22 protein-coding genes and 1 pseudogene are annotated in these 22,205 nt (G+C 55.9%); 10 read left to right on the top strand and 13 right to left on the bottom strand.

Features of this window, described 5'->3' with window-relative positions; all coding sequences use genetic code 11:
• Nucleotide 1: 1 nt before the first annotated feature.
• The 8 genes from AC2FH0_RS07935 to AC2FH0_RS07900 all read right to left on the bottom strand — a co-directional run bounded on the left by AC2FH0_RS07935 (nucleotide 2) and on the right by AC2FH0_RS07900 (nucleotide 8,665).
• Nucleotides 2-1,066: an ester cyclase gene (locus AC2FH0_RS07935; RefSeq protein ID WP_496713557.1), complete on the bottom strand. Its 1,065-nt coding sequence runs from the start codon at nucleotides 1,064-1,066 to the stop codon at nucleotides 2-4.
• A 79-nt stretch (nucleotides 1,067-1,145) separates the two neighbouring features.
• On the bottom strand, nucleotides 1,146-2,486 hold the full coding sequence (hisD, locus tag AC2FH0_RS07930; protein ID WP_496789020.1) for a histidinol dehydrogenase: 1,341 nt from the start codon (nucleotides 2,484-2,486) through the stop codon (nucleotides 1,146-1,148).
• A gap of 11 nt (nucleotides 2,487-2,497) precedes the next feature.
• Nucleotides 2,498-3,028, bottom strand: coding sequence for an ester cyclase (locus tag AC2FH0_RS07925; RefSeq protein ID WP_142639920.1), 531 nt, complete (start codon nucleotides 3,026-3,028; stop codon nucleotides 2,498-2,500).
• Between the two features lie 132 nt (nucleotides 3,029-3,160).
• A complete protein-coding gene (locus AC2FH0_RS07920) occupies nucleotides 3,161-4,150 on the bottom strand; it encodes a nuclear transport factor 2 family protein (protein WP_496789018.1) in 990 nt (329 codons plus the stop codon).
• Nucleotides 4,151-4,328: 178 nt separating this feature from the next.
• A complete protein-coding gene (locus AC2FH0_RS07915; protein WP_281972841.1) occupies nucleotides 4,329-5,210 on the bottom strand; it encodes a carbohydrate ABC transporter permease in 882 nt (293 codons plus the stop codon).
• Between the two features lies 1 nt (nucleotide 5,211).
• Nucleotides 5,212-6,240: a carbohydrate ABC transporter permease gene (locus AC2FH0_RS07910; protein ID WP_496789017.1), complete on the bottom strand. Its 1,029-nt coding sequence runs from the start codon at nucleotides 6,238-6,240 to the stop codon at nucleotides 5,212-5,214.
• Between the two features lie 65 nt (nucleotides 6,241-6,305).
• Nucleotides 6,306-7,532, bottom strand: a complete 1,227-nt coding sequence (locus AC2FH0_RS07905) for an ABC transporter substrate-binding protein (protein ID WP_496691510.1) — start codon at nucleotides 7,530-7,532, stop codon at nucleotides 6,306-6,308.
• A gap of 83 nt (nucleotides 7,533-7,615) precedes the next feature.
• Nucleotides 7,616-8,665: an ABC transporter ATP-binding protein gene (locus AC2FH0_RS07900; RefSeq protein ID WP_496691509.1), complete on the bottom strand. Its 1,050-nt coding sequence runs from the start codon at nucleotides 8,663-8,665 to the stop codon at nucleotides 7,616-7,618.
• Between the two features lie 158 nt (nucleotides 8,666-8,823).
• On the opposite strand from AC2FH0_RS07900, the gene AC2FH0_RS07895 reads away from it, so the two are divergent.
• Nucleotides 8,824-9,825: a nuclear transport factor 2 family protein gene (locus tag AC2FH0_RS07895; protein ID WP_496709795.1), complete on the top strand. Its 1,002-nt coding sequence runs from the start codon at nucleotides 8,824-8,826 to the stop codon at nucleotides 9,823-9,825.
• A 199-nt stretch (nucleotides 9,826-10,024) separates the two neighbouring features.
• Here AC2FH0_RS07895 and AC2FH0_RS07890 read toward each other — a convergent pair whose 3' ends face one another.
• Nucleotides 10,025-10,219 (bottom strand): hypothetical protein, encoded by a 195-nt coding sequence (locus AC2FH0_RS07890; RefSeq protein WP_496702425.1) that lies wholly within the window; start codon nucleotides 10,217-10,219, stop codon nucleotides 10,025-10,027.
• 51 nt (nucleotides 10,220-10,270) lie between these two features.
• Nucleotides 10,271-10,371, bottom strand: a pseudogene (locus AC2FH0_RS07885) (IS6 family transposase); the annotation flags it as partial.
• 269 nt (nucleotides 10,372-10,640) lie between these two features.
• Here AC2FH0_RS07885 and AC2FH0_RS07880 point away from each other — a divergent pair.
• Nucleotides 10,641-11,219, top strand: a complete 579-nt coding sequence (locus AC2FH0_RS07880; protein ID WP_496691506.1) for a helix-turn-helix domain-containing protein — start codon at nucleotides 10,641-10,643, stop codon at nucleotides 11,217-11,219.
• 140 nt (nucleotides 11,220-11,359) lie between these two features.
• The gene (locus AC2FH0_RS07875; RefSeq protein ID WP_496702618.1) at nucleotides 11,360-12,250 is read left to right on the top strand and encodes a LysR substrate-binding domain-containing protein; all 891 of its coding nucleotides are present in this window, start codon (nucleotides 11,360-11,362) and stop codon (nucleotides 12,248-12,250) included.
• Here the strand turns inward: AC2FH0_RS07875 and AC2FH0_RS07870 are convergent.
• Genes AC2FH0_RS07870 through AC2FH0_RS07860 form a run of 3 tightly spaced genes read right to left on the bottom strand, consistent with a single transcriptional unit; the run spans nucleotide 12,237 to nucleotide 14,448 of the window.
• Nucleotides 12,237-12,809: a thiamine pyrophosphate-dependent enzyme gene (locus tag AC2FH0_RS07870; protein WP_496702617.1), complete on the bottom strand. Its 573-nt coding sequence runs from the start codon at nucleotides 12,807-12,809 to the stop codon at nucleotides 12,237-12,239. The two genes, AC2FH0_RS07875 and AC2FH0_RS07870, sit on opposite strands and share 14 nt — an antisense overlap.
• The gene (locus AC2FH0_RS07865) at nucleotides 12,806-13,354 is read right to left on the bottom strand and encodes a decarboxylase (protein WP_496702615.1); all 549 of its coding nucleotides are present in this window, start codon (nucleotides 13,352-13,354) and stop codon (nucleotides 12,806-12,808) included. Before AC2FH0_RS07865 ends, AC2FH0_RS07870 begins: the two co-directional genes overlap by 4 nt.
• Nucleotides 13,354-14,448 (bottom strand): pyridoxal phosphate-dependent aminotransferase, encoded by a 1,095-nt coding sequence (locus AC2FH0_RS07860; RefSeq protein WP_496789016.1) that lies wholly within the window; start codon nucleotides 14,446-14,448, stop codon nucleotides 13,354-13,356. Before AC2FH0_RS07860 ends, AC2FH0_RS07865 begins: the two co-directional genes overlap by 1 nt.
• A gap of 131 nt (nucleotides 14,449-14,579) precedes the next feature.
• Here AC2FH0_RS07860 and AC2FH0_RS07855 point away from each other — a divergent pair, with 131 nt between their 5' ends.
• The 7 genes from AC2FH0_RS07855 to AC2FH0_RS07825 are packed head-to-tail and all read left to right on the top strand — an operon-like array spanning nucleotide 14,580 to nucleotide 22,205.
• Complete coding sequence (locus tag AC2FH0_RS07855; RefSeq protein ID WP_496789015.1) at nucleotides 14,580-15,602, top strand: succinylglutamate desuccinylase/aspartoacylase family protein; 1,023 nt, start codon at nucleotides 14,580-14,582, stop codon at nucleotides 15,600-15,602.
• The gene (locus AC2FH0_RS07850) at nucleotides 15,603-17,063 is read left to right on the top strand and encodes an aldehyde dehydrogenase family protein (RefSeq protein WP_496789013.1); all 1,461 of its coding nucleotides are present in this window, start codon (nucleotides 15,603-15,605) and stop codon (nucleotides 17,061-17,063) included.
• 31 nt (nucleotides 17,064-17,094) lie between these two features.
• Nucleotides 17,095-18,465, top strand: coding sequence for a Rieske 2Fe-2S domain-containing protein (locus AC2FH0_RS07845; RefSeq protein ID WP_496789012.1), 1,371 nt, complete (start codon nucleotides 17,095-17,097; stop codon nucleotides 18,463-18,465).
• Complete coding sequence (locus AC2FH0_RS07840) at nucleotides 18,462-19,094, top strand: hypothetical protein (protein WP_496702607.1); 633 nt, start codon at nucleotides 18,462-18,464, stop codon at nucleotides 19,092-19,094. Before AC2FH0_RS07845 ends, AC2FH0_RS07840 begins: the two co-directional genes overlap by 4 nt.
• On the top strand, nucleotides 19,094-19,720 hold the full coding sequence (locus AC2FH0_RS07835; protein WP_496691497.1) for a hypothetical protein: 627 nt from the start codon (nucleotides 19,094-19,096) through the stop codon (nucleotides 19,718-19,720). Before AC2FH0_RS07840 ends, AC2FH0_RS07835 begins: the two co-directional genes overlap by 1 nt.
• Nucleotides 19,693-20,910 carry a YlbE family protein gene (locus AC2FH0_RS07830; RefSeq protein ID WP_496789011.1) on the top strand — a complete coding sequence of 406 codons (1,218 nt, stop codon included), beginning with the start codon at nucleotides 19,693-19,695 and terminating at the stop codon, nucleotides 20,908-20,910. The genes AC2FH0_RS07835 and AC2FH0_RS07830 overlap by 28 nt, the downstream gene beginning before the upstream one ends.
• Entirely contained in the window at nucleotides 20,907-22,205 is a 1,299-nt protein-coding gene (locus AC2FH0_RS07825) for an amidase (protein ID WP_496789009.1), read from the top strand. Before AC2FH0_RS07830 ends, AC2FH0_RS07825 begins: the two co-directional genes overlap by 4 nt.

The following is a 22,205-nucleotide window of genomic DNA, read 5'->3' as shown; positions in this document are numbered from 1 at the left end:
ATCAGACCTCGCCGACTGGGTATGGAATTTCACCTGCGACACGCGCTTTGTTGAATTCGCGCAGGCGGGCAAAGACATCTACGCCCAGTTGCCGGTACACGTCCAGCAGGTCGACCAACACCCAGTTCTCCCGGATCAGGCCATCTTCCAATCGCCAGAAATCCAACGATCTCATAGTGATGCGCTGGCCAGAAGGGGCGATACCCATCCAGCCGTCATGAGTGATGGTCTGGATCATGTCCGGCCAGCCGGTAACAGCTGCATAATCACCGTCACCAAAGAAATGAAAGGTGATCTCGTCGGCGTATTTGCCTCGGTCCGGCATGCCACCCAGGAAAGGGATCTGGTGCCAGTTGCGAAACCCTGCAATGCCGCGCCCGGTGCCGATCCCGGCGGGCCCGTACCAGTTCATGCGCGGATGCCAGAACCTTTCCATCTCCATCACTTCGGGGCCACCCTGACTGGGATGCTTTTCCAGATGCTCAAGCATGGAAACGATATGGTCGCAGGAGGCCTTCGATTTTGCCTCATCCCAGGGGCCCCGCACGATACCGTCCAGCGTCGCCGGGCCGGGAATACAGAACTCCTGCCCCAAAGACGGGGCCATCGGCCAGGCCTTCGCCTGCATCATCACTTCGGGAATGTCCCAGAGTGCCTGGATTTCGACAACTTTGCGATTTTCGAAGCGGTAGAATTCGTGGAACCGCATATGGGTCAGATGCCCGGTCGGCGGGATGTCCAACCAAGGGGCGACGAAGGTGCCTACGTAGTGGCCGCCACAGCAGACCCAATCATCACCATGTTGCGTCGGCCCGCCCATCACAATCCAATCCCGGCGTTCCAGATCGGGCATGGATTTCAAAAGCGGTGTGTAGCAGGCATCATAGAGTTCCTGCGGCCCGGTCAGGTCGCCGAATGGATGGGGCATGTGGATGACGGCATCGGGCGCAATCACCGCCTGCAGTGCAGCTCGGACGCCGGTTTCGTCAAAGTTATACATGGCTTCGCGCAATGGCGCGATCAGGGCCTTATGGGTAGAATGTGTGTCCATTGCGAAATCTCGCATTGTGTTCTCTGCTTTTCTTTCAAAACCCATGGCGCCCGGGCAAACCCCAAGCGCAAGTTCTGCAGCAATGACCTCACTCTTATGAGGACGCGTCTGCAGCCTCGCGATAAGCCGCACCTTCGCCGTAAGGTACGTTGATACCCCCATAACGCCGGACGCGAATATTGCATTGCTCGGCATGGCCGACAAAGCCTTCCAGCATACACAGGCGTGAGCCGAATTCGCCGATCATTGCCGCAGCCTCGTCGGTAACAACCTTCTGGTAGCTGTGAGTTTTCATGAACTTGCCGACCCACAAACCGCCGGTATAACGTCCAGCCTTTTTGGTCGGCAGCGTGTGGTTCGTGCCGATCACCTTGTCACCGTTTGCAACATTGGTCCGCGCCCCAAGAAACAGCGCTCCATAGCTGGTCATGTTTTCCAGGAACCAGTCGTCACGGTCGGTCATCACCTGCACATGCTCAGAAGCGATATCATCGGCAACTTGCAGCATTTCGTCATAAGTGTCGCAGACAATGACTTCCCCATACTCATCCCAGCTGACTTTTGCGGTTCCGGCGGTAGGCAGGATGCCGAGGATACGGTCGATCTCGCTCAGCGTTTCTTCGGCCAGCCTGCGCGAGTTGGTGACCAGAACACAGGGGCTGTTGTAGCCATGCTCGGCCTGCCCCAACAAGTCGGTCGCACAAAGTTCGGCATCGGCAGCGGTTTCGTCGGCAATGACCATGGTCTCGGTCGGGCCCGCAAAAAGGTCGATGCCAACGCGACCAAAGAGCTGCCGTTTGGCTTCTGCGACAAAGGCGTTCCCGGGGCCGACCAGCATGTGGACCGGATCAATGGTTTCCGTACCGATCGCCATGGCACCAATCGCTTGGATACCACCCATGACATAGATCTCATGGGCCCCACCCAGATACATGGCAGCGATCACGGCCGCATTGGGCTTGCCCTGAAACGGCGGCGTGCAGGCGATGATGCGAGGCACACCCGCCACTTTAGCGGTCGCAACCGACATATGCGCCGACGCAACCATCGGGAATTTACCGCCAGGAACATAACAGCCAACAGACTGCACCGGGATGTTCTTGTGGCCGAGGATGACGCCCGGCAAGGTTTCAACCTCGATATCCAGCATTGAGTCGCGCTGCGCCTGGGCGAAATTTATCACCTGTTTCTGAGCGAACTTGATGTCGGCCAGCTCGCGTTCGGTCAATGAGGCGATCAGCTCGTCGATCTGTTCCTGGCTCAGGCGGAAGCTTTCCGGCGAGTAATTGTCAAACTTTTCCGACAGATCACGCACTGCCGCATCACCGCGGGTTTCGATGTCTTTCAGAGTCGTTTCAACGACAGCGCGTGTTTTGGCGTCATCTTCGGCCCGGTCGGCCTCGGGTTTGCCGCTTTTCAGATATTCGATAGCCATTGTCCTAATCCTCAATTTTCGGGCCGGGGCGGAATTTCTTCTCCCCGGTCAAATGTTTCCCACCCTTTGCCCTGGAACAGATCGACGCCAAGCTGCGAGGCGACATGGGCAAAATCGACATTCACCCAGTTGTCGACGATCTTGCCGTCGACAACTTTCCAGAAATCCATGTAACGGATCTCGACGCGCTTGCCGGTGGGCGCAATCCCCAGAAATTCGCCAGAATGGGTTGCTTCCTGGCGGCCAAAAGCTGCCGCCCACTCGCCCATATAAAGCCGGGCCTCGTCGATGCAGGTCTTGTCGGAAAACGCAGCCTGGAACGGGCGTTGCCAGTTTTCCTGGAATTCCTTCAGGCCCGTCTTGGTGCCGCAACCCTGGTTGCCAAGCCAGCGGAACCCTTCGGCGAAGAATTCGCCGATGTCTTCGATACGGTGGTCGTTCAAACCATCGACCATCCCCTCGATCACGGCGCGGGTCTCGTCGGTTTTGCTCATGTCCGTGTCACGTGTCAGCACGGCTTGTTCGGGGCGGGAGCCCTTCATGTTTCTCTTCCTTTTATGGTTACCAAGGGATCTTCTTTGTGGAGGGCGAGGATTAATCCGCCGTCAGAAAATCCCTTGGCATCCGGTTGAGCGCCGGATGGCGCGCAACGGCGTTATGTCTGGCAGAGCAGCTCATGCAGCCTGCTCGGCGATTTCAGCAAAGAGGTCATAGCCCAGTTGCAACAGCACATGCGGGACATCGACGAAAACCCAGTTTTCGACCAGCAGATCGTCCTCGCGGCGCCACCAGTCACAGACCCGCATGAAGACGCGTTTGCCACTTGCGGACTGGCCGAGGAAAGGTTTCACCTGAACGCCAGTTAACGAGGGCCAACCGCCCGAGCATACGTAATTACCTTCGCCATAGCGGGTGAAATGCGCCGTCATGCCGTTGCCCGCAGTGCCGCCAGACCAGCCTTCAAAGGTGGCTTCGAAAGGCACCTGGAAGCTGGCAAAACTCTCGATCCCGACGAAAGAACCGAAGGCGCCGGGGCCGTACCAGACCATGTTGTCATGCCAGTAGGGGCGCCAAGCCTCGTTCTCGGTAGCAAGCCCGGCCAGCATTTCTGTGACCATATGATAGCTCTTGGCACCCTCGGCAGGATCCTGCGGAGTGGTCAAGATGCCATCATGGCTGGCAGGGCCATGAATCATGCCGGTGAAGCCGCGGGTCTTGCCCGGGCTGTCGGGGATCGGCCATTGTCCAGCGGCCAGCATCAGCTCTGGAATATCGAGGAAGATATAGCTTTCCACCGCCTTGCCGTCTTGCATCCGGTGGAACTCGCCGAAGCGCAGATAGGCAAGCTCGCCTGTGGCCCGGATGCCGAGCCAGTCGCGCGAGAACCGACCAACGAAATAGCCGGTGGCGCTGATCCAGTCCTGCCCGTCAAATTCGCCGGCCATGACGATGTCATCGCGCCGAAAATGCCCGTCGAAGGCAGCGGCGAGCGGGGCGATGACGTGATCGTGCAGCCCGAGGCCGCCCGCGACCTCATTGAAGGGATGCACCACGTTGACATGTGCACCGGGGGCGAAGAAAGCGTCAAATGCCGGCCGGAAGTTGCCAGGATGGCGTTGTGCTTCGGTGAATTTCAGAAAGGGTTTGCGGTCGAGGTTTTTCATCTTCTCTGTCTCAATGGGGTCTGTTCGGGGCGTGTTCGGAGAAGCGCCCCGCAAGGTCCCGCGCGCATCAAAGCAAATGGAATTCGTCCCGGCCGCCGGGTCCTGCGCGCAGCTACATTCAGTCTGGCAGTATGCGCATGGGCAGATACGGACTGAGGATGAGTGCGTCCCATCAGAGTTAGCCTTTCACAGCCCCGGCCGTCAGACCGCCCACAATCTGTCGCTGGAAGAACATGACCAGAATGAACAATGGAACTGTGGCTGAAACCACAGCCGCAACCGCGAACATCACGTTACCTTCAGTCTGCGTTGTACCAAGAAACGCGGCAATGGCAGGCACCATCGTGCGGTTGCTTTCGGACAGCAGCATCGCCCCGACGGCAAAATCGTTATAGGCCAGCAGGAACGAGAACAGCCCGGTGGTGATCACCCCTGGCCACATCACCGGAATGATCACGCGACGAAATGCCTGGAACTGGTTGCATCCGTCGACCTTGGCGCTTTCATCCAGCTCGCTTGGGATATTCTTAAAGAAAGAATGCAGCATCCACAGAGTGAACGGCTGGTTTATCGCCACAAGCACGATGATCGTGGTTGGAAGGATCCCCCAGATGTTCCATTCGAAGAAAGGCAGCAAATATCCCGAGACCAGCGTAATCGGTGGCATAGCCCGGAAGATAAGTGCCGTGATCAATAGCCAGAACGTATAGTTGTAGGTCGACCGGGACAGAGCATAGCCCCCCAGCGTTCCGATTGTGAGCGAGATGGTGACAACAAAGAAACAGACGATCCCTGTGTTGAGAACATTCCGCCAGAATTCTTCCTGTATCCAGGCGCCCTCGTACCCTGTGGTTGTGAAGGGCGAGCCATAGACGGCTTCGGTCCGTGCTCCGGTGATGGCATTGGTCCAGTCGGCGATCGAAAAGAAATCCAACTCTACTTTGAACGAACCCCAGACCGTCCAGAGGAACGGGAAAGCGGCCAGAACGAACCATAGGATCACAAATAAGGACGAGGCGATCCGGAGACTTCTAGGCATTCTTTGTGCGCGGCTGGCCATATTATCTTGCTCCTTTGAAGTCGCGCCAGGTGCGGACAAGCACGGGTGACAGCAGAATGGCGACTCCGATTATCGTGATCACAGAGGTCGCGGCCGCGGAAGAAAGCTGCCGGGTTTCACCGCCTAAGTCGTTGAAGATGAATGTACTAAGGGATTGTGCGTGCGCACCTGCGCTGAACCCGATTATCGGTTCAAACACCTTGAAGTTGTCCATCAACTGAATCAACGCAACAAATGTGACCAGTGGCATGAGATGAGGAACGACCACGAACTTAACCTGTTGCCAGCGGGTTGCCCCGTCTATCTGGGCGGCCTCGATTTGATCCTGGGGCAATGTTTGCAGCCCCGCATAGAACACGACAAATGCAAATGGAGCGGCGTGCCAAACTCCATAAACCATCAGCGCCACCCACATCAGCCCGGTTGAGGCCTTCAGGCTAAAATCCGGATCCCCGGCTAGATATACTAGGGCGTTGCCGATGACCCCGCGGCTGTCAATCATCCAGAACAGGATAAGCGAGCCAATCAACGGAGTGACGATCATCGGCAGAAGCGAAAAGAAGATCAGCAGCCCTTTGAGATTTCGGTGCAGGGAGTTGATTGCCAGCGCAATCACCAGCCCCAAAATGATTGTGAGCGGCGTCACAACAAACGTGAAGGTCAGCGTAAAAGCCATTGCCCTGTAAAAGGGCAAATTACCGATCTTTGAGAAGAAATCGCCCCAGGTTTCATTCGCAGCCCAGATCTGGCCAATTTCCTGGATCGCCAGGTGGCCACGGTCCAGGTAAATGTCCAATCCGACAAATCGGCCCAGTGGTTTCTCGGCGCGAAGGGCGGCTGTTGCCTCTTGATCAATCGTGGTCTCTGTCGTGCATCCAATCAGGGGGGTGCAGCTTTCGACCTCTAACAAAACGGCCGGATGAGGCGCGAAAATGGATTGGGTCACCACCGAGACTATCGGCATCGCGATGAACAGCAGCATCGCAAGCCCGGTGGGCAGGAAGAACCACAGGAAGGTCTTATGGCGCATGTCGCAATCCCCACGTGAATTGGTTTGTGCGGGCGGCCCTTACAGACGCCCGCACGAGTCAGGCCCTACTGGAGGAAACCTTGTTCGATGGCAGCCGCGCGATATGCGGCTTCGACATCGGCCAGCGCCTGCTCAGCGCTTTCCTTGCCTTGCATGAAGTCTGAAAGTTCATTGCCTAGCGCGCTGTGCATCAGGCCCATGTAAGGCAACATCGGATAAGGCGGTGTGCCCATTTTGGCCGCCTCAAACACGCCTTCGGCGTCCGCACCAGGCTCGTAGCCTTCGATCAACCATACCGCCAGCGGCGTGGTTTCATCGTTCAGCATGTCAGGACGGATACCGTGTTTCATCGCGATGAACGTAGCTTCGGCTTCTTCATCCGAGATGTTCTTGCCGACGGTCCAGCCGTCCCACCACAGGGTCGATGCCGGCGTCGACCCGCCGCCGACTGTCAGTGGTGCGCCGATCGCATGACCGTCGATCACTTCCTGAAGCACGCCTTCGGTCGTGGTTTGCTGCGATGCGCGTGAACCCCACATATTCATGATTGCAACGTTACCAGCACGGTATTCGGCATTAGTGGCATTGGAATCGTGGGTCAGGAAGTCGGGGTTCATGTATTCCGACAAAGCCTTCATCATGTTCAGCGCATTGACACCAGCCTCAGAATTCACGTTGGGCTCGGCTGTTCCGGCTTTGAAGTGGCTGCCGCCATAGCCAAGAAAAATGTTGTTGAATTCCTGTGCCAGATTCCAACCCGACGCATAGGCGCCGCCAACCGGGTTTTGCATGATGCCCTGCTCGCGAATGGCTTTGGCAGCTTCGAGCAATTCTTCATAGGTTGTCGGCACTTCGACACCGGCCTGTTCCAACACGTCCTTGCGATACATCAGGTGCTGAGCATTCGCCATGAACGCCACGGCCATAATGTCATCACCAATCTTGATCAACTGACCTGGCTGCAGGTCCTGACCATGCTGTTCCACCAGATCGTTGAGCGGCCGAATAACATCTTCGTTCATCAACGCCACGATCGAGCTGTTGGCGATGATGGCACTGGTGTATTCAGACGGGTTTCCGGACAGACCAGCCACGTTGATGGTCTGGTGCTCGGAGGTCAGGTTTGAATCGACCGATGCGCCTGTGCATTCTTTCGCGCCGGTTGCGACGGCCTGAATGGCCGCAAATTCGTTACCAACGATATTCACGCGCCCGTTAATTTCACAGGCATAACCTGCGCTGGCGGCAAAGGCGGCCAAGGACCCAGCCAATGCTATTTTCTTCAGAAACATTTGTATTCCTCCCTAGGTAGATGGGTGCATCTTCGAAGTCTGCACCTGCATTAAACCCGGCAATGCGGGTTTGGATTTTCTGTTCAGCGCTCCAAACGCGTTCCGGTTTGCGCATCAAACAAGTGGCAGTGATCGGTGTGGATATGGATTGAAACCTGATCATCGATTTCAGCGCGATAGGTTTTGTCGGCTTTGACCGAAACCAGCGCGCCACCGATCCGAACCGAGACCATCGTGCTGTCGCCCAAAAGCTCCTGCGTGTAGATGGGCCCGTTAATCTCGCCGCCGCTTTCCACGACATTGGCGTCCTCGGCGCGAAAGCCCAGCGTAATCGGGCCGTCCGACGCATTCAGCCCATGCACCTCAGTGTTCTGAGCCCTAAACACCCCATTCTGAACCTGACCATCGATAAGGTTCATTGCAGGGTTGCCAATAAAGCTGGCCACAAAAGTGTTTGCGGGTGCATCGTAAATATCGGTCGGAGAGCCAACCTGCTGCACGATACCCTGCTTCATGATCACCACACGATCGGCAAGGGTCATCGCTTCGATCTGGTCATGAGTCACGTAGATTGTGGTCACGGCAAGCTCGTGGCTGAGATTCTTGATCTGCGCGCGCGTCGAAACACGCAGCTTGGCGTCAAGGTTTGACAGCGGTTCGTCCATCAGAAAGACATTTGGCTCGCGAACAATGGCGCGGGCCAAAGCGACGCGCTGACGCTGGCCGCCCGACAACTCTGCCGGTTTGCGATGCAGAAAGTCATCCAGTTCGACCATGGCCGAAGCGCGGCGCACTTTTTCGTCATGCGTGGAAGGGTCGATGCCGCGCACCTTCAGCGGGAACCGGATATTCTCATAAACATTCATGTTCGGATAGAGCGCGTAGGACTGAAACACCATGGCGACATCGCGGTCCTTGGGCTCCATGTCATTGACACGCTCGCCATCTATCAGAATGTCGCCCTCGCTGGCGTCCTCCAAACCCGCAATCATGCGCATGGTCGTCGTCTTGCCACAGCCTGATGGGCCAAGAAGAACCAGAAACTCTTTATCGGCAATAGTCAGGTCGAAATTATCGACCCCCACAAACGATCCCCAACGTTTCCCAACACTGCGAAGTTGAATTTCGGCCATTCTGTCCTCCCATGTGCACTTGTCGTGCATACGTTTGCAAGAGCATAGACATCTGATGGAACATCAGGCAAGCTTTTTTTGCATGCGTTTGCAAATCTACGTTTCACTATACTGAAAACCTGTGCTCAATTCCTGGTAAAGCACTGAAAGAAAAGAATATGCCTTACGAAGCCGAGAAAAATATTGTTCTGGATCTTTATGAAGCTCTGAGCCGAGCTGAAGAATCAGCGGTCCCTGACGTGATCTCGAAATATTGCGCCGATGACTATCTGTGGCGCGGATTCCATCCCTTTGACGAACTGCATGGCCCCAGTGACGTAGGTGCCCAGTTCTGGCTTCCGCTGAAACAAAGCCTGACCCGAATGCAGCGCCGCATGGACATATTCATGGCCGGAGAAAACGAGATGGACGGTTTCACCTCGGTCTGGGTTGTATCAATGGGCCATCTCATGGGGCTGTTCGACAAAGATTGGCTAGGTATCTCGCCAAACGGCAAAATGACATTTCTGCGCTATTGCGAATTCAACAAGGTCGAAAACGGGAAAATCACTGAAACCGCGATGTATTTCGACATACCTCATTTCATGATGCAGGCCGGATTGCAGCCGTTCCCGCCTCAGACAGCCGCGCAACTCGTGCAGCCGGGGCCCATGACCCATGACGGCCTGATGGTCGGTCCGCAACCTGAGGCGGAAGGAGAGCGGACTCTGGCGGCCATCAACTCTATGATCTCCGATCTGGGCCAATGGAACAGCGGCCTCAGCCTTGAGGACGAGCTACGGCGCACATGGTCCGAAGACATGATCTGGTGGGGGCCATCCGGGATCGGGGCGACCTACACGATCGAACGCTACGCCCAACAGCATGCAGGCCCTTTCCGTGCTGGTTTCACTGACCGGTCGAAAACCAAACACATATGCCGCCTGGCAGAGGGTCATTATGGCGGTTTTTTTGGCTGGCCGAACTTCACAGCCCGTCCAACTGGCGGGTTCATGGGAATGCCTGCGACTGACAAAGCCGGTGAATTTCGGGTAATAGATATCTATCGGCGAGACGGGGATAAGCTGGCCGAGAACTGGATATTCATCGACCTTTTACATTTCTGGAAACAGCAGGGCGTGGACATCCTTGCCAGAATGTCCGAGCTACCGCGAACATAACCGGCAGGATTGACGCACATCAGACCTTGGCTCTGTGCACTACCCCTGGCTCATGGCGCGTAGGGTCAAAAGGTTCTTTGGCGACCCAGCGCCGATTCACCTGGAATACATGCTGAACGAGTTCCGGTCCGACGCCGCCCCAATCGGGGCGGCATTTCTTGTTTGCAAACGGAGCAAGCGCTGGCTCATATCCCAAGCCTCACATGGGCCCCGCGCCTGAGCGGGATTGCGTATCCGAGCGAACGAGAATGGGCCAAGCGGCGGCGTTCAGGGCGTCCCATTGGTCGGGGTCAACCTCAATCCCCTGTTCCAAAGCTTGGTTATAGTTGGCTGCTAGCTGCGCCGCCGAAATCTCAAACCGCTGAAGTTCGGGTTGCTCCACCTGACGTGTCACCGCGTCCGCCAACAATGCAGGCTGATTTGTGCAGATGATAGTGACGGTCGAGATTTCTTCATGATCACGATAGGAAACACTGTAGCGGAGGGAAAGAACACTGAGAACAGTAATACATCCTTCGGATATTGCGCGCCTTTAAAGGAAATCATGAACCGGCTTTCGACTTGATATGACCAGCAGTCATTCACGCGCTAATTGCGAATGCGTCGATGGTCAAAAGATTGCAACATTTTCCGATCAACAACCTGACCAAGCCCCAAATACAATGACCAGTCAGCTGAACAATCTGCTGGTATCGGGAATCCAAAAAGTGTTCTGAATACTCGAGCCTTGACGCATTTTCGAATTAGGGCACTGATGTTGACATCCCGGATGCGCTGTATCCATATCCTGAATTCCATGATCGGCAGCAAAAATAGTGGAAAAGAAAAACTGCACTGAAAGTGAAATAGGTCAGACACTGCAACGGTTACGCCAAGAGCGTGAACTTAAGTTGGGTGACCTGGCTACTCGGGCACAGGTGTCCACTGCGATGATCAGTCGTATAGAGAATGGTAATGTCTCACCTTCGCTTGCGATGCTGCAATCACTGGCGGATGCCCTTGATGTGCCATTGGTGGCATTGTTTGCACGCTCAGATGCGGCAGCAGATGTGCATCACGCGCGTGCCGGGGATGGTCTCCAGGCGCGGCGTATCACTCAGGGGCACACGCATAACTACCTTCTGTTGGGCAAGCACAGCGCACCCCAAGGGACGTTCCAGTCGGCACGGATCAGTATTTCAAAAGAACAATCAGACAATTTGCCCGGCTATCAGCATGAAGGCTATGTCTTCATATACATAATCGAAGGCCAGGCAATCTATCGTTGCGGCAGCGAAGACTTTGATATGTCAGCGGGAGATACGTTGAGTTTTGATGCCAAGCTTCCACATGGTTTCCGTAAAATCCACTCGCAAAAGATCGAATTCATAGCCGTCTCTACTCGTCAGCAATAGCAGGGAAATCCAGATACACAACCCAATTTGGCGCCAACTAAGTGATATCGCATGCTGGCCAGATTTTTGAAATTCGAATAACTATATCTTATGGGTCGAATCTGACACCCTACATGAAAAGGCAAAACCACTGAGGCCAAATGAACATCACATTCCGACAAGTTGACGCGTTTCGAACGGTGGTCTCGACCGGGACTGTGACCGAGGCCGCAGCGATGTTGGGTATTTCTCAACCTGCAGTCAGCCGGCTGATCTCTGATTTCGAAGAAGAAGTTGGGTTTCCACTTTTTCAGCGTGTCGGCCGTGTGCTGATACCCACAGACGAGGCCAGATTACTGGTTGAAGAAGTGCGCCAAGCCGTTAGCGGTATGGAACATATTAAGGATTCTGCCACAGCTATTGGGAAGTTTGGCCACGCGCGCCTCAATCTTGTGATTACGCCGGGCGTTTCTTCGCAACTCGCGCCAGACCTGATAGGGAAATTTGCTGCCACTTGCCCACATGCGATGGCCCGAATGGAAATTGCCCCCAGCGATGACGCAGTCGAATGGATGGTGTCCCAGAATTATGACTTTGGCATCACGACAACCCAACCGGCAAATCCGTCATTTGAAAGCCTTGTGATCAAAGACAGTGATGTGTGCTGCGTGGTTTCGGTGGATCACGCCTTGGCCGGCAATGCTCTTGTCCAGGCGAGGGATCTGGCAGATGAAAGTTTTATTTCCTATATGCCGTCCTCTCGCTTTCGCTATGAAATCGACCAGTTTTTCGAAGCAAAAGGGATTGCACGGCGCATGCAGTATGAGACGCGCACAACCGACTCTATCTGCAGGCTGGTTTCACGTGGTTTGGGAGTTTCTGTCGTCGGCGCCAGTCTGGACTACCTCAAGACCATTCCAGGTTGCGTGGCTATACCATTTGCCGCGCCGTTAAACTTCCGGGCTGTTCTATTTTGGTCAAAGAACAAGACCCTATCTGCCGTTGGAAAGTCTTTTCTGAACATCGTCCAATCAGATCTCAACGCCGATTGAGAGCCGCCCGAAAAGTCGATCGCGCCTGAGCGCTGTGGATATAGGCATAGTCGCGGGGATAGGACGCGCCTGCCTTTACCTCCATCGAAATGAACTGCGGACCGGACAAAGATAATACCTGTGGTGCCGCTTCGGCAAACCGGTCGATATCCGTGAAACGTTGCACACCCGCGTACCCTGCGGCCCAGGCCATAGCAGCGAAATCTACCATGTCCGCCCCAGGCAGAGGATGCGCTCCGTTCACTTCGTACACCCTGTTGAAAGATAGAAAGTGATACAGGTTTCTTGCCCCGGCACTGGCAATTGTGACCAATGTCCCGAGGTTCATCAACAGACTGCCATCACCATCCAGAACAATCACGCGCCGATCTGGATTGGCCAACGCCAGCCCCAATCCGTGAGATGAGGCCTGCCCCATCGCCCCGACTGCGACATAGTTCAGTTCACGTGGGTTCAGCGCCAGCCAGTCGAAACAGCTTTGATAGACTGCGACCACAATATCGTCGTCGCGAACATGAGGGATCAGCGCCTCGAGCGCCGCATCTCGGTGCATTGTCATGGTGTCTCCGGGGGGCGCCCGATCAGGAAAATATGGGGTTTTGACGATGTATAGGCGGCCTCAACGGCCTGGCAGATATGCGCCTCATCTCCGGGTTCTTCGATCAGCGAATGCGACAGTTCCATTGCATCCAGCACCGGACGGACGATCCTGACTCCGTAAGAGGCCGAGTAATCTGGGTGTATATGTGGCTCTTTTCCTTGCAGACCCACCATCATCACGACCGGTAGTTCGTAATCCACCCCGATAGCCCGGATTGCATTGAGAGAATCCATCAATCCTGTTTGCTGCATCATCAAAAGCGCACGGGTTCCGTTATAGGACATAGCCCCACAGATACTGACACCTTCATCTTCCTTGCAGATGCGGGTCAGACGAAATTCCGGATCCCGAGAAATTGGCCATAGCAACCCATCACTGGTAACAATATCAGGCAGGGCCACAATTTCACGCACATGCGCCGCCTTAATTTGTGCCAGAATTGCTGCACCAGAAGGATGCGCCACCTTTGGCACATCCGCCGCCACCCTAGACGAAGCGACCATCACGCGCCTCCGCCCAGAAATCTTGCAATACCGTCCCGCGCAATCCTCAGATCGCGCATATGTCCGACAGTTATGCGCAAATAGTCCCCGTATGCGGACGAGGCGAACCGCCGCACCGCGACCCCTTCCTGCAAAAGCGCGCTTGTGGCCGCTTCTGCGGATTTTTGCATATCGGGAAAATGAACCAGAACAAAATTTGCCTGACTGGGTATTACGCCCAACCCAAGTGCCTGCAGCTCAGCGCTGATCCAGTCCCGGCCCCTACGGTTCGCATCGTGGACATAGCGTGTGTGCGCCTCATCTTCCAATGCCGCAATCGCAGCTGCAGCAGAGGACGACGCCACTGGAAAAGTCAAACCGACCCGACGAGCAGCATCGATGATGTCATCGGGCCCGTACATCCAGCCCACGCGCGCGCCGGCCAATCCGTAAATCTTGGAGAACGTCCTGCAGATGACGACATTTTTCGCCTGTTCGACCAAAATATGGGCGGGTTCATAATCCGGCGCGTCGACGTATTCTTCATAAGCTGCATCGATGATCAACAAGACGTTGTCCGGCAGTGCAGCATGCAGGCGGCGAACTTCAGTTCCGCTCAGGTAAGTACCTGCCGGGTTTTCGGGGTTGGCCAGATAAACCACCCGCGTCCGATCAGTCAACGCATTGATCATACGGTCAGCGGATGGTTTGAAATGATCATCTGCAACCGACACAACCTCGGCATCGTTGGCATAGGCGTAGTTCGGGACCTTCAGATAGCCGTTTGCACTGCGGATCAATTCGGTACCGGGTCCAAGATATGCCCGCGCCAGCCGCGCCAGCAAGTCGTCGGACCCCTGCCCTGTTGTGATGCGCGCCGCATCCAGTCCGAAATGGCTCGCGATTGCCGGGGCAAGAATGTGATCCGGATTTTCCAGATAACGTTCAATCGAGCTGGCGGCAGCCCGTGCCGCGTCTCGGGCAATCGGACTGGGACCAAACGCACTTTCGTTTGAATTGAGCAGGACTGCGGAGGGCGGCGCGATATTGGCCGCCTCGCTCACCATATGGGGTTTGATCCTGTCAATTCCCGCTTTCGCGAGGGCAACGGTCATTCATGTCCTCCTGCACCAATAGGCGGGGTGGGTTGTGATTTTCCTTCATATCACATAACTAGTCATTTTTAGCAATTCACTTTCTTAAATGTTATGATATTGATGTGCAGAATACCACCCTAAGGACTCACATGACTGATCCCCACGCGACCTCGAACAGCAGGCTTCATCTCACAACGGATCTTGACTTACCGGGACGGAATACCGGTGATCTGATGTTGAAATGGTCCGACAATGCTGTGCCCCTTGGGTATTACCCCGTTCCGGTCATCAGCATCCGCGGACAGCCGGGGCCTGTCGTGTTGATGCTTGGGGGAACTCATGGTGATGAATTCGAAGGTCCAGCAGCTATCCTTCGGCTTGCAGCGCAACTTGATCCGTTAAAGTTGACCGGACAGGTCATCCTGATCCCAGCTCTGAACGCGCCGGCGGTTCACGCCTCTTCGCGTGTTTCGCCGCTAGATGGTCAAAACCTGAACCGCGCATTCCCCGGAAATGCAGACGGCGGCCCAACCGCCATGCTTGCCCATTTTATTGAAACTGAAATGATCCCGCGGGCAGATGCCGTGATTGATCTGCATTCCGGAGGCAAGGCATCAGTGTTCGAACCCTGCGCGTTGGCTGCACGCACAGACGATGCGCAGCTCACTGCAGCCAATATGGAATTGGCTCGGGCCTTTGGGTTGCCGTTGATCTGGGTACTCGGTGCGAACAACGACAACCGATCAGTTAACTCCGCCGCGGCTCGGGCCAAGATCCCTATGATCGCGGCGGAACTGAGCGGTGGCGGCGGTGTCGACCCTGATGTGACCGATCTTGCTGAGGCTGGCCTGATGCGTTGCCTGCGTCATCTGGGTGTTCTACCCAGCAGATCCTCGGAATCTGTCCCGACGCACTGCGTAGAAATCGCGGACCCAACGCACAGTCTCTACGCCCCTGCCGATGGCCTGTTTGATCGACGCTGCTCCGCCGGACAATATGTCGAGGCTGGAGCATCTGCTGGCATGCTCTTTTTTCCAGCCGAACCGGATCGCGCACCGTTGGATCTGAGGTTTCCAGCTTCGGGTCTTGTTCTTGCCCATGGCAATCGCGGTGTGGTGCGCCGGGGCGATTTGCTGACCTTGGTGGCGCAACCTCTGCCCGAGGGGCCATAGATGCGGACCTATACGCCATTCATCAACGGGTCATTTCTACCCTGGGCCGCTGAGACATTGCCGAGTGTCAACCCGGCCACCGGCACTGAGTGGAGCAAGATCGCACGATGTGGCGCTGAAACAGCCGATCAAGCCATGCGAAATGCCGACCGCGCCTTTCGGGAAGGCCCATGGGCCAACACCAGCCCAAATGACAGGGCCCATGTTCTGGATCAGCTTGCCGATACTTTGGAGACCCGCTGGCAGGAACTGGTCGAGCCCGAGATCCGCGACAATGGCAAGCGGATCTCCGAAGTACGGGCGCAATTTGCCGGATTGCATAGCTGGTTTCGGCATTTCGCAGCACAAGCTCGCAAAATGCAGCCCGAACAACAGGCAAATACAGTCTTCGGTGTGAGCAGCGTAGGCCACTACATCCCATATGGCGTGGTTGTGGCAATAACACCTTGGAATTCTCCTTTGATGATCCTTGCGTGGAAGCTGGCTCCGGCACTGGCGGCGGGCAACACGGTTGTTGTCAAACCATCGGAAATGGCGTCAGCTTCAACGCTGGAATTTGCCCGGCTTGTACATGAGGCTGGGTTACCGCCTGGCGTCCTGAATGTAGTGACTGGGCTCGGCTATGAGGTTGGCGAGTCGCTCGTTCGCCATCCATTGACCCGCAAGGTGACCTTTACCGGGTCAGATCTCGGAGGATGTAAGGTCGCCGAAGCAGCGGCGGCGGGTGTGGTCCCGACAGTGCTGGAGTTAGGAGGAAAATCACCGCAGGTTGTGTTTGCAGACTGTGATCCGGAAAACACCGTCAACGGCATTCTCTCTGGTATTTTTCTGTCTAATGGACAGACCTGTGTCGCCGGGTCACGTCTAATCGTCGAAGCCAGCATGAAAGAAAACTTGTTGGCAAAACTGCTGTCACGGGCGCGCGACTTTCGTCTCGGTGATCCGATGGAGCTTGAGACCCAGATTGCTCCGCTGGCCAATGAACCGCACCTGCGCAAAGTGACCGAAATGATTGCACGGGCAAAGGCGGATGGGGCTGTTTGCCTGTTGGACGGGCTTGAAACTGCCGCTGGGCGAGACGGATTTTTTGTTGGCCCAACCATTTTCGACAATGTGACGCCCGACATGCAGCTCTGGCGCGAAGAGGCGTTCGGACCGGTGCTGGCGGTTACCTCATTTGATACAGAAGCCGAGGCCATCGCGCTGTCCAACGATAGCGACTATGGGTTGGCGGCCGGTGTCTGGACCACGGATCCCGCCAAAGGCGAGCGAGTGGCCGAGGCTATCGTAGCAGGCACCGTTTACATCAATCATTATCGCAGCGTCGATCCCGCCAGCCCTATTGGCGGGGTCAAGCTGTCCGGATATGGGCGAGAACTTGGCCCGGACGCCATCAAGGATTTCTGTCAGATCAAATCCGTCTGGACCGGCGCAGCACCGGTCCCGGATCCGTTTCCCTGATCTGTCAGCACCAATACGTACGGAGGACGCCATGAATGACCATTTCGACGCCCCCAAAGGCGATTTTAGAGGCCATGACAAGCAGTCAGTTTGGGCTCAGAAACCTGACCCGGAACTGACTGAGGTTGGCCCTGGCACCCCATGCGGGGAATATCTGCGCCGGTTCTGGATGCCGGTGGCAATGACAGATCAGGTTGGTGATCTGCCCTATCGTTTACGCATTCTGGGCGAAGACCTTGTACTGTTTCGCGAGAAGAAAGAAGGCAAGCTGGGGCTGACTCACTTGCATTGCTGCCACCGCAACATGAGCCTTGAGTTCGGGATCGTGGAGGAAGGCGGCATTCGCTGCTCTTATCACGGTTGGAAATACGGGCTGGACGGCACCATTCTGGAGACCCCCTGCGAACCGCCCGCATCACAAGTCAAGAAAAAGGCCTGTTTGGGGGCGTATCCTGTGATCGAATACAAAGGACTCGCCTTTGCCTATATGGGTCCACCCGAAGCCCAACCTCCTTTCCCTGTAATGGACACTTTCGATGATGAGGGTGACGAGCTGGTGCCCTACCTGATCAAATCCCCTTGCAACTGGCTTCAGGTCATGGAGAACGCCTGGGATCCGTTTCATGTGGTCTATCTTCATACGCTGGCCGTGCGCAGCCAATTCATCGACGCCTTCGCCGAAATGCCGATGATTGAGTTTCATGCCAGTGCCACTGGTGATTTTTACACCAATGTGCGGCGTGCAGATGACATCGTCTGGATCCGTATCCATGATCATATGCTGCCGTCATTTACCCAGAACGGTGGGCATTTCCCGGTGCCAAACGGGCCGCGTTATTTTGGGCGTTGCGGGTTGTCGCGCTGGATCACACCCATTGACGACACGAACACCATGGTCATTGCCTGGCGTCATTTCCGCAACGCTGATGCCAACGATGACCCGAAGGGCCTGACTGACAAAAGCAAAGTGGGCTTTGGCAAGACCGACTTCTATGGGCAGGATCCCGATCGCCCATATGAAATGCGGCAACGTGACCCTGGCGACTATGATGCCTGGGTTAGTCAGGGGCCCAAAAATATCCATTCACGCGAAAATCTCAGCTTTTCCGACCGGGGGGTGGCCAAGGCGCGCCGGCTGCTGCGAAATGCCATCCGCGCGCTGCAAAACGGAGAACCTCCGGCACAACCGTCTGACAATTTCTCCGGACAGATCATCCCAACCTACGCCGGTGATACGATGCTGAGAATTCCCGTTCAGGAGGGGCGCGACGATGGTGCAGTTCTCAAGGAGATCTCGCATCGGGTGGCCGAGATTTACATGTCCGGCGATCACTTGCAGGGCGATGATCGCAAAGCCTTCATCATTGAGGCACTAAAAACATACGAGGCAAGTTGGTCATGACCACGCGTATCCCTCACAACCCTGGCCGGGTTGACTGGTCAGGTGAAAACCCGGGCATTTACCTCAAGCAGAACGCTGATAAGGAACAGTATGATACTCTGGCACTGTTTTTCCGCGTTGTGCTTTCGCCTTATGGTCGCGGTCACGCGGCAATCATCTTAGGTGCACCGGATCGGGCGCAAGGTTGGCCACATGTTCCAAATCTGATCATGACCGACAACCAGCGTTTGATGCGTTGGATCGTGGATGGCTGGGTGACCAAAATGCCGACCTTCGTCGGCAAAGCGGGTCTAGAGGCGATGACCTGGCTCGACTGCGACAGTGTCGAAAAGCGTCCTGGCAATTTGAAGGCACGTTACTCAGAAACATTACGTGGATCAGGCGTCACGGTCGAAATGATCTGGCACGACATGGGTGCACCTTTGCCGGTCGAAGTGACCAAGGAAAACTCGGCCACCAAAGAGCATGAAATGTATTCGGTGTTTCTGGAAGCAAAATCCGCACAGGTCGTGATCAACGGTACGCCCCTGCCTGGCATCGTTGCCGATCGGCAGTTCTTTGGCCGAACCATGAGCACGGCTTTTCTAGCCTTTTCGGAAACCTGGGTAACGCCACAGGAGGATCTGTGATGCCATTGACCGAGCCAGTCACACCGGGCACCGTAGATTGGACAGGTGAAAACCCGGGCATTCTGCTAAAAGACGACAATGGCGATTTCACAGCGATGGCTTTGTTCTTTCGCGTTGCCTGGTCGCCTGTCGGACAGGGTCAGGTATTGCTGCTTTATGGGACACCTGATCAGGTTGAAGGACCGCCAGAGGCTCCAAATGTGATCCTCAGCGACAATCCAGATCTAACCACATTCCTGAAAAAGAACTTCATCAGCAAACTGGCTGCATTTGCCGATGCACCAGCATTTGCCACCATGCCTGAAATCGGCGCACAAGCTGTGCGAACCTCCGGCGATCCGATGAGCCACCGCTATACCGAGACAATAGTAGGTGAGAGCCTGACCGTCGAACTCGTCTGGGAGGGGCTCCAACCGCCACGGGCGCTGGAACTGTCGCCACATGAGGTTGCCTCGGGCGAACAGAACATGTTTTCGCTACTCGTGCCGGCGCATTCGGCACAGATTATTGTCAATGGCAAATGGCTGCCAGGTAAGCTGGGAACAAGGGTACAGGCCGGCTACGATACGACCACCGCGTTCCTATATTTCTCGGAGACATGGATCATCCCGCCGGAGAATCCGTGATGCTGCATCCTGCGGATCAACTCGCATTTGACAGGGCAATGGTAACACAGCCGGTCTGGAACCGGTTCAACACGGCCGCCGACGCGTTGGGGCTTGCGGAAAACACACTGCTTCATGCAGGGCCGGCCTTTGCCGATCCCAATCTAATCACGGCCCCGATCCTTAATTCAGCTTGCGTCGCAGCAGTCTGGCAGGGGCTTGCTCGGGATTTCGACCAGGCCGAGGCGATGATCCTAAATGGTGAAATCGAGTTGAAACCCGCTCAGGATCACGATCTTGTCACTCCTCTGGCCGCTGTTGTCTCGGCAGACATGCCGCTACACACAATTTATGATGCCTGGCGCGGGCAGCAACGTGTGTTCACACCGATCAATGCGGGCAGCCGTCCAGCGATGCGGCTGGGTCAACGATCCATGGCAGTGTTGGAGCACATCCGCTGGCTCAACACCCGATTTGTGGATGTGTTGGACAATGGGCTCGCCGAAGGTATCGCACTTGTGCCGCTGGCCGTGACTGGCCTGGTAGGGGGGGACGACTGCCATGGACGAACACCCGTTGCAACAGACGCGCTTGTCGCCGAACTGAAAGATCGTACCATTGGCGGGATCAAAGACGAAGAAGCGCTGGCCTTCATGGCTAGCTCGCCGTCGCTGTTCCTCAATCTTTGGATGGCAGCCACAAAATGCATGATGAAGTTGGCCGAAGGTGTCGAAGGTTCAAGTTTTGTCACTGCTGCCGGTGGCAACGGGCACGAGGTTGGCATCCAGATTTCGGGCTTGCCCGGCCAATGGTTTACAATTCAAGCCGATCCACCAAAAGGGAAATTCGAAGTCGATGTGCCCCAGGACAGGGCATTAGGAGCAATCGGTGACAGCGCCGTAATTGAGGCTTTCGGACTCGGCGCCATGGCCATCGAATTGAGCCCAGATCAGAAAAAGGGTCTGGGTGCCTTTCTCCCCGACAACGCTCAAGCACGCAGTTCCGGCCTATCCGTAGGGACACATCCTTATTTTCGAACACTAGATATTCAACTAGGCAGCACGGCACGTGGCGCGGTGGCCGAAGGGTCGGGGCCGGTAATTGGTCTGGGTATCCTCGACAAGCTTGGCGAAGCTGGCCGGCTGGGAGGGGGTATTTATGACATGCCGGTCACCCCCTTCGCTGTGGCCATGGAAATGTTGGAGAAATGACGGAGTTAAACAGGTTCAGCGCGCATGAATTGGCCCGGTTGATCCGCAAGGGTGAAGTCAAACCGTCTCAGGTGATGGCAGCACATCTGGACCGAATTTCGCAACGGGAGCCTGCGATCGGGGCGTTTCAGTACCTCGATGCGGATCACGCCATGGAGCTTGCTCACGCTGCCGATACACTTCCAATCGGTGGGCCGCTCCATGGCGTACCTTTTGTTATCAAAGACATTATCGACACAGAAGCCTTGCCAACAGGTTGGGGCAGCGATCTTTATTCCGATCGACAACCAGACAAAAACGCGACATGCGTCCAGGCTTTTCTGAACGCAGGGGCGATCCCAGTTGGCAAGACGGTCACAACCGAGTTTGCCTATTTTCGACCGGGCAATACTGCAAATCCGGCAAGTCCTGGACATACCCCCGGCGGCTCTTCCTCCGGGTCTGCCGCTGCGGTCGCCGACTTCATGGCACCGCTCGCATTTGGCTCGCAGACAGCTGCCTCTTTGATCCGGCCGGCCGCTTATTGCGGTATCTGCGGCCTCAAACCAACAACCGGTAACTATGATCTGAGCGGGGTTATGGGCTTGTCAGGCAGCCTTGACACGCTGGGAGTTCTGGCAAGAGATCCGCGTGATCTGGCGTTGGCAGATGCCGTTTTGCGTGGAGCAAAACTGACACCGCCACCTGAATACGACGTTGCGTTGCCCCGGGTCAGCCTGATGCGTGGTCCCCATTGGGCCGACGGATCGATAGAGATGCGCGACACCTGCACCCGTGCGCTGGCAGCCATTGCCGCGACCGGTGCGGAAACCGGTGAAATCACGCACCCGCCGATATTTTCCCGGCTTACACAGGCGCAAATAACCGTCATGGGGTACGAGGCAGCCCGCCTTCGCAAAACAGAGTACCAAATTGGCGTCCCCGGTATCAGCCGGCAATTCCACGAATTAATAGCCGATGGGCTGCTGGTTACGGAAGACGAATATCTTACTGCGGTTGAGACCCGTAACCGTGCATTAACCATGCTGGATCAAATGTTCCGCGACGTGGATGCGTTGTTGGTTCCCTCAGCTCCTGGTCCGGCACCGGCAGGGCTTGGCGCGACAGGTGACCCGGTGTTCTCGCGGATGTGGACTCTGCTTCAGGTGCCCTCAATCGCCCTGCCCTTTGGTACGGATCACTCTGGTCTACCGCTAGGTATACAACTGATCGGCCCGTGCGGAGCAGATAAGCGATTGTTGGACATCGCCCAATGGGTGCACGGGATTCTGCAGGTATCCTGCCGAGCAGCATAA

Source organism: Ruegeria sp. CDSC051, assembly GCF_059610665.1.
Note: the sequence above shows the minus strand (reverse complement) of the source record. Positions and strands in the feature narration are given on the sequence as shown.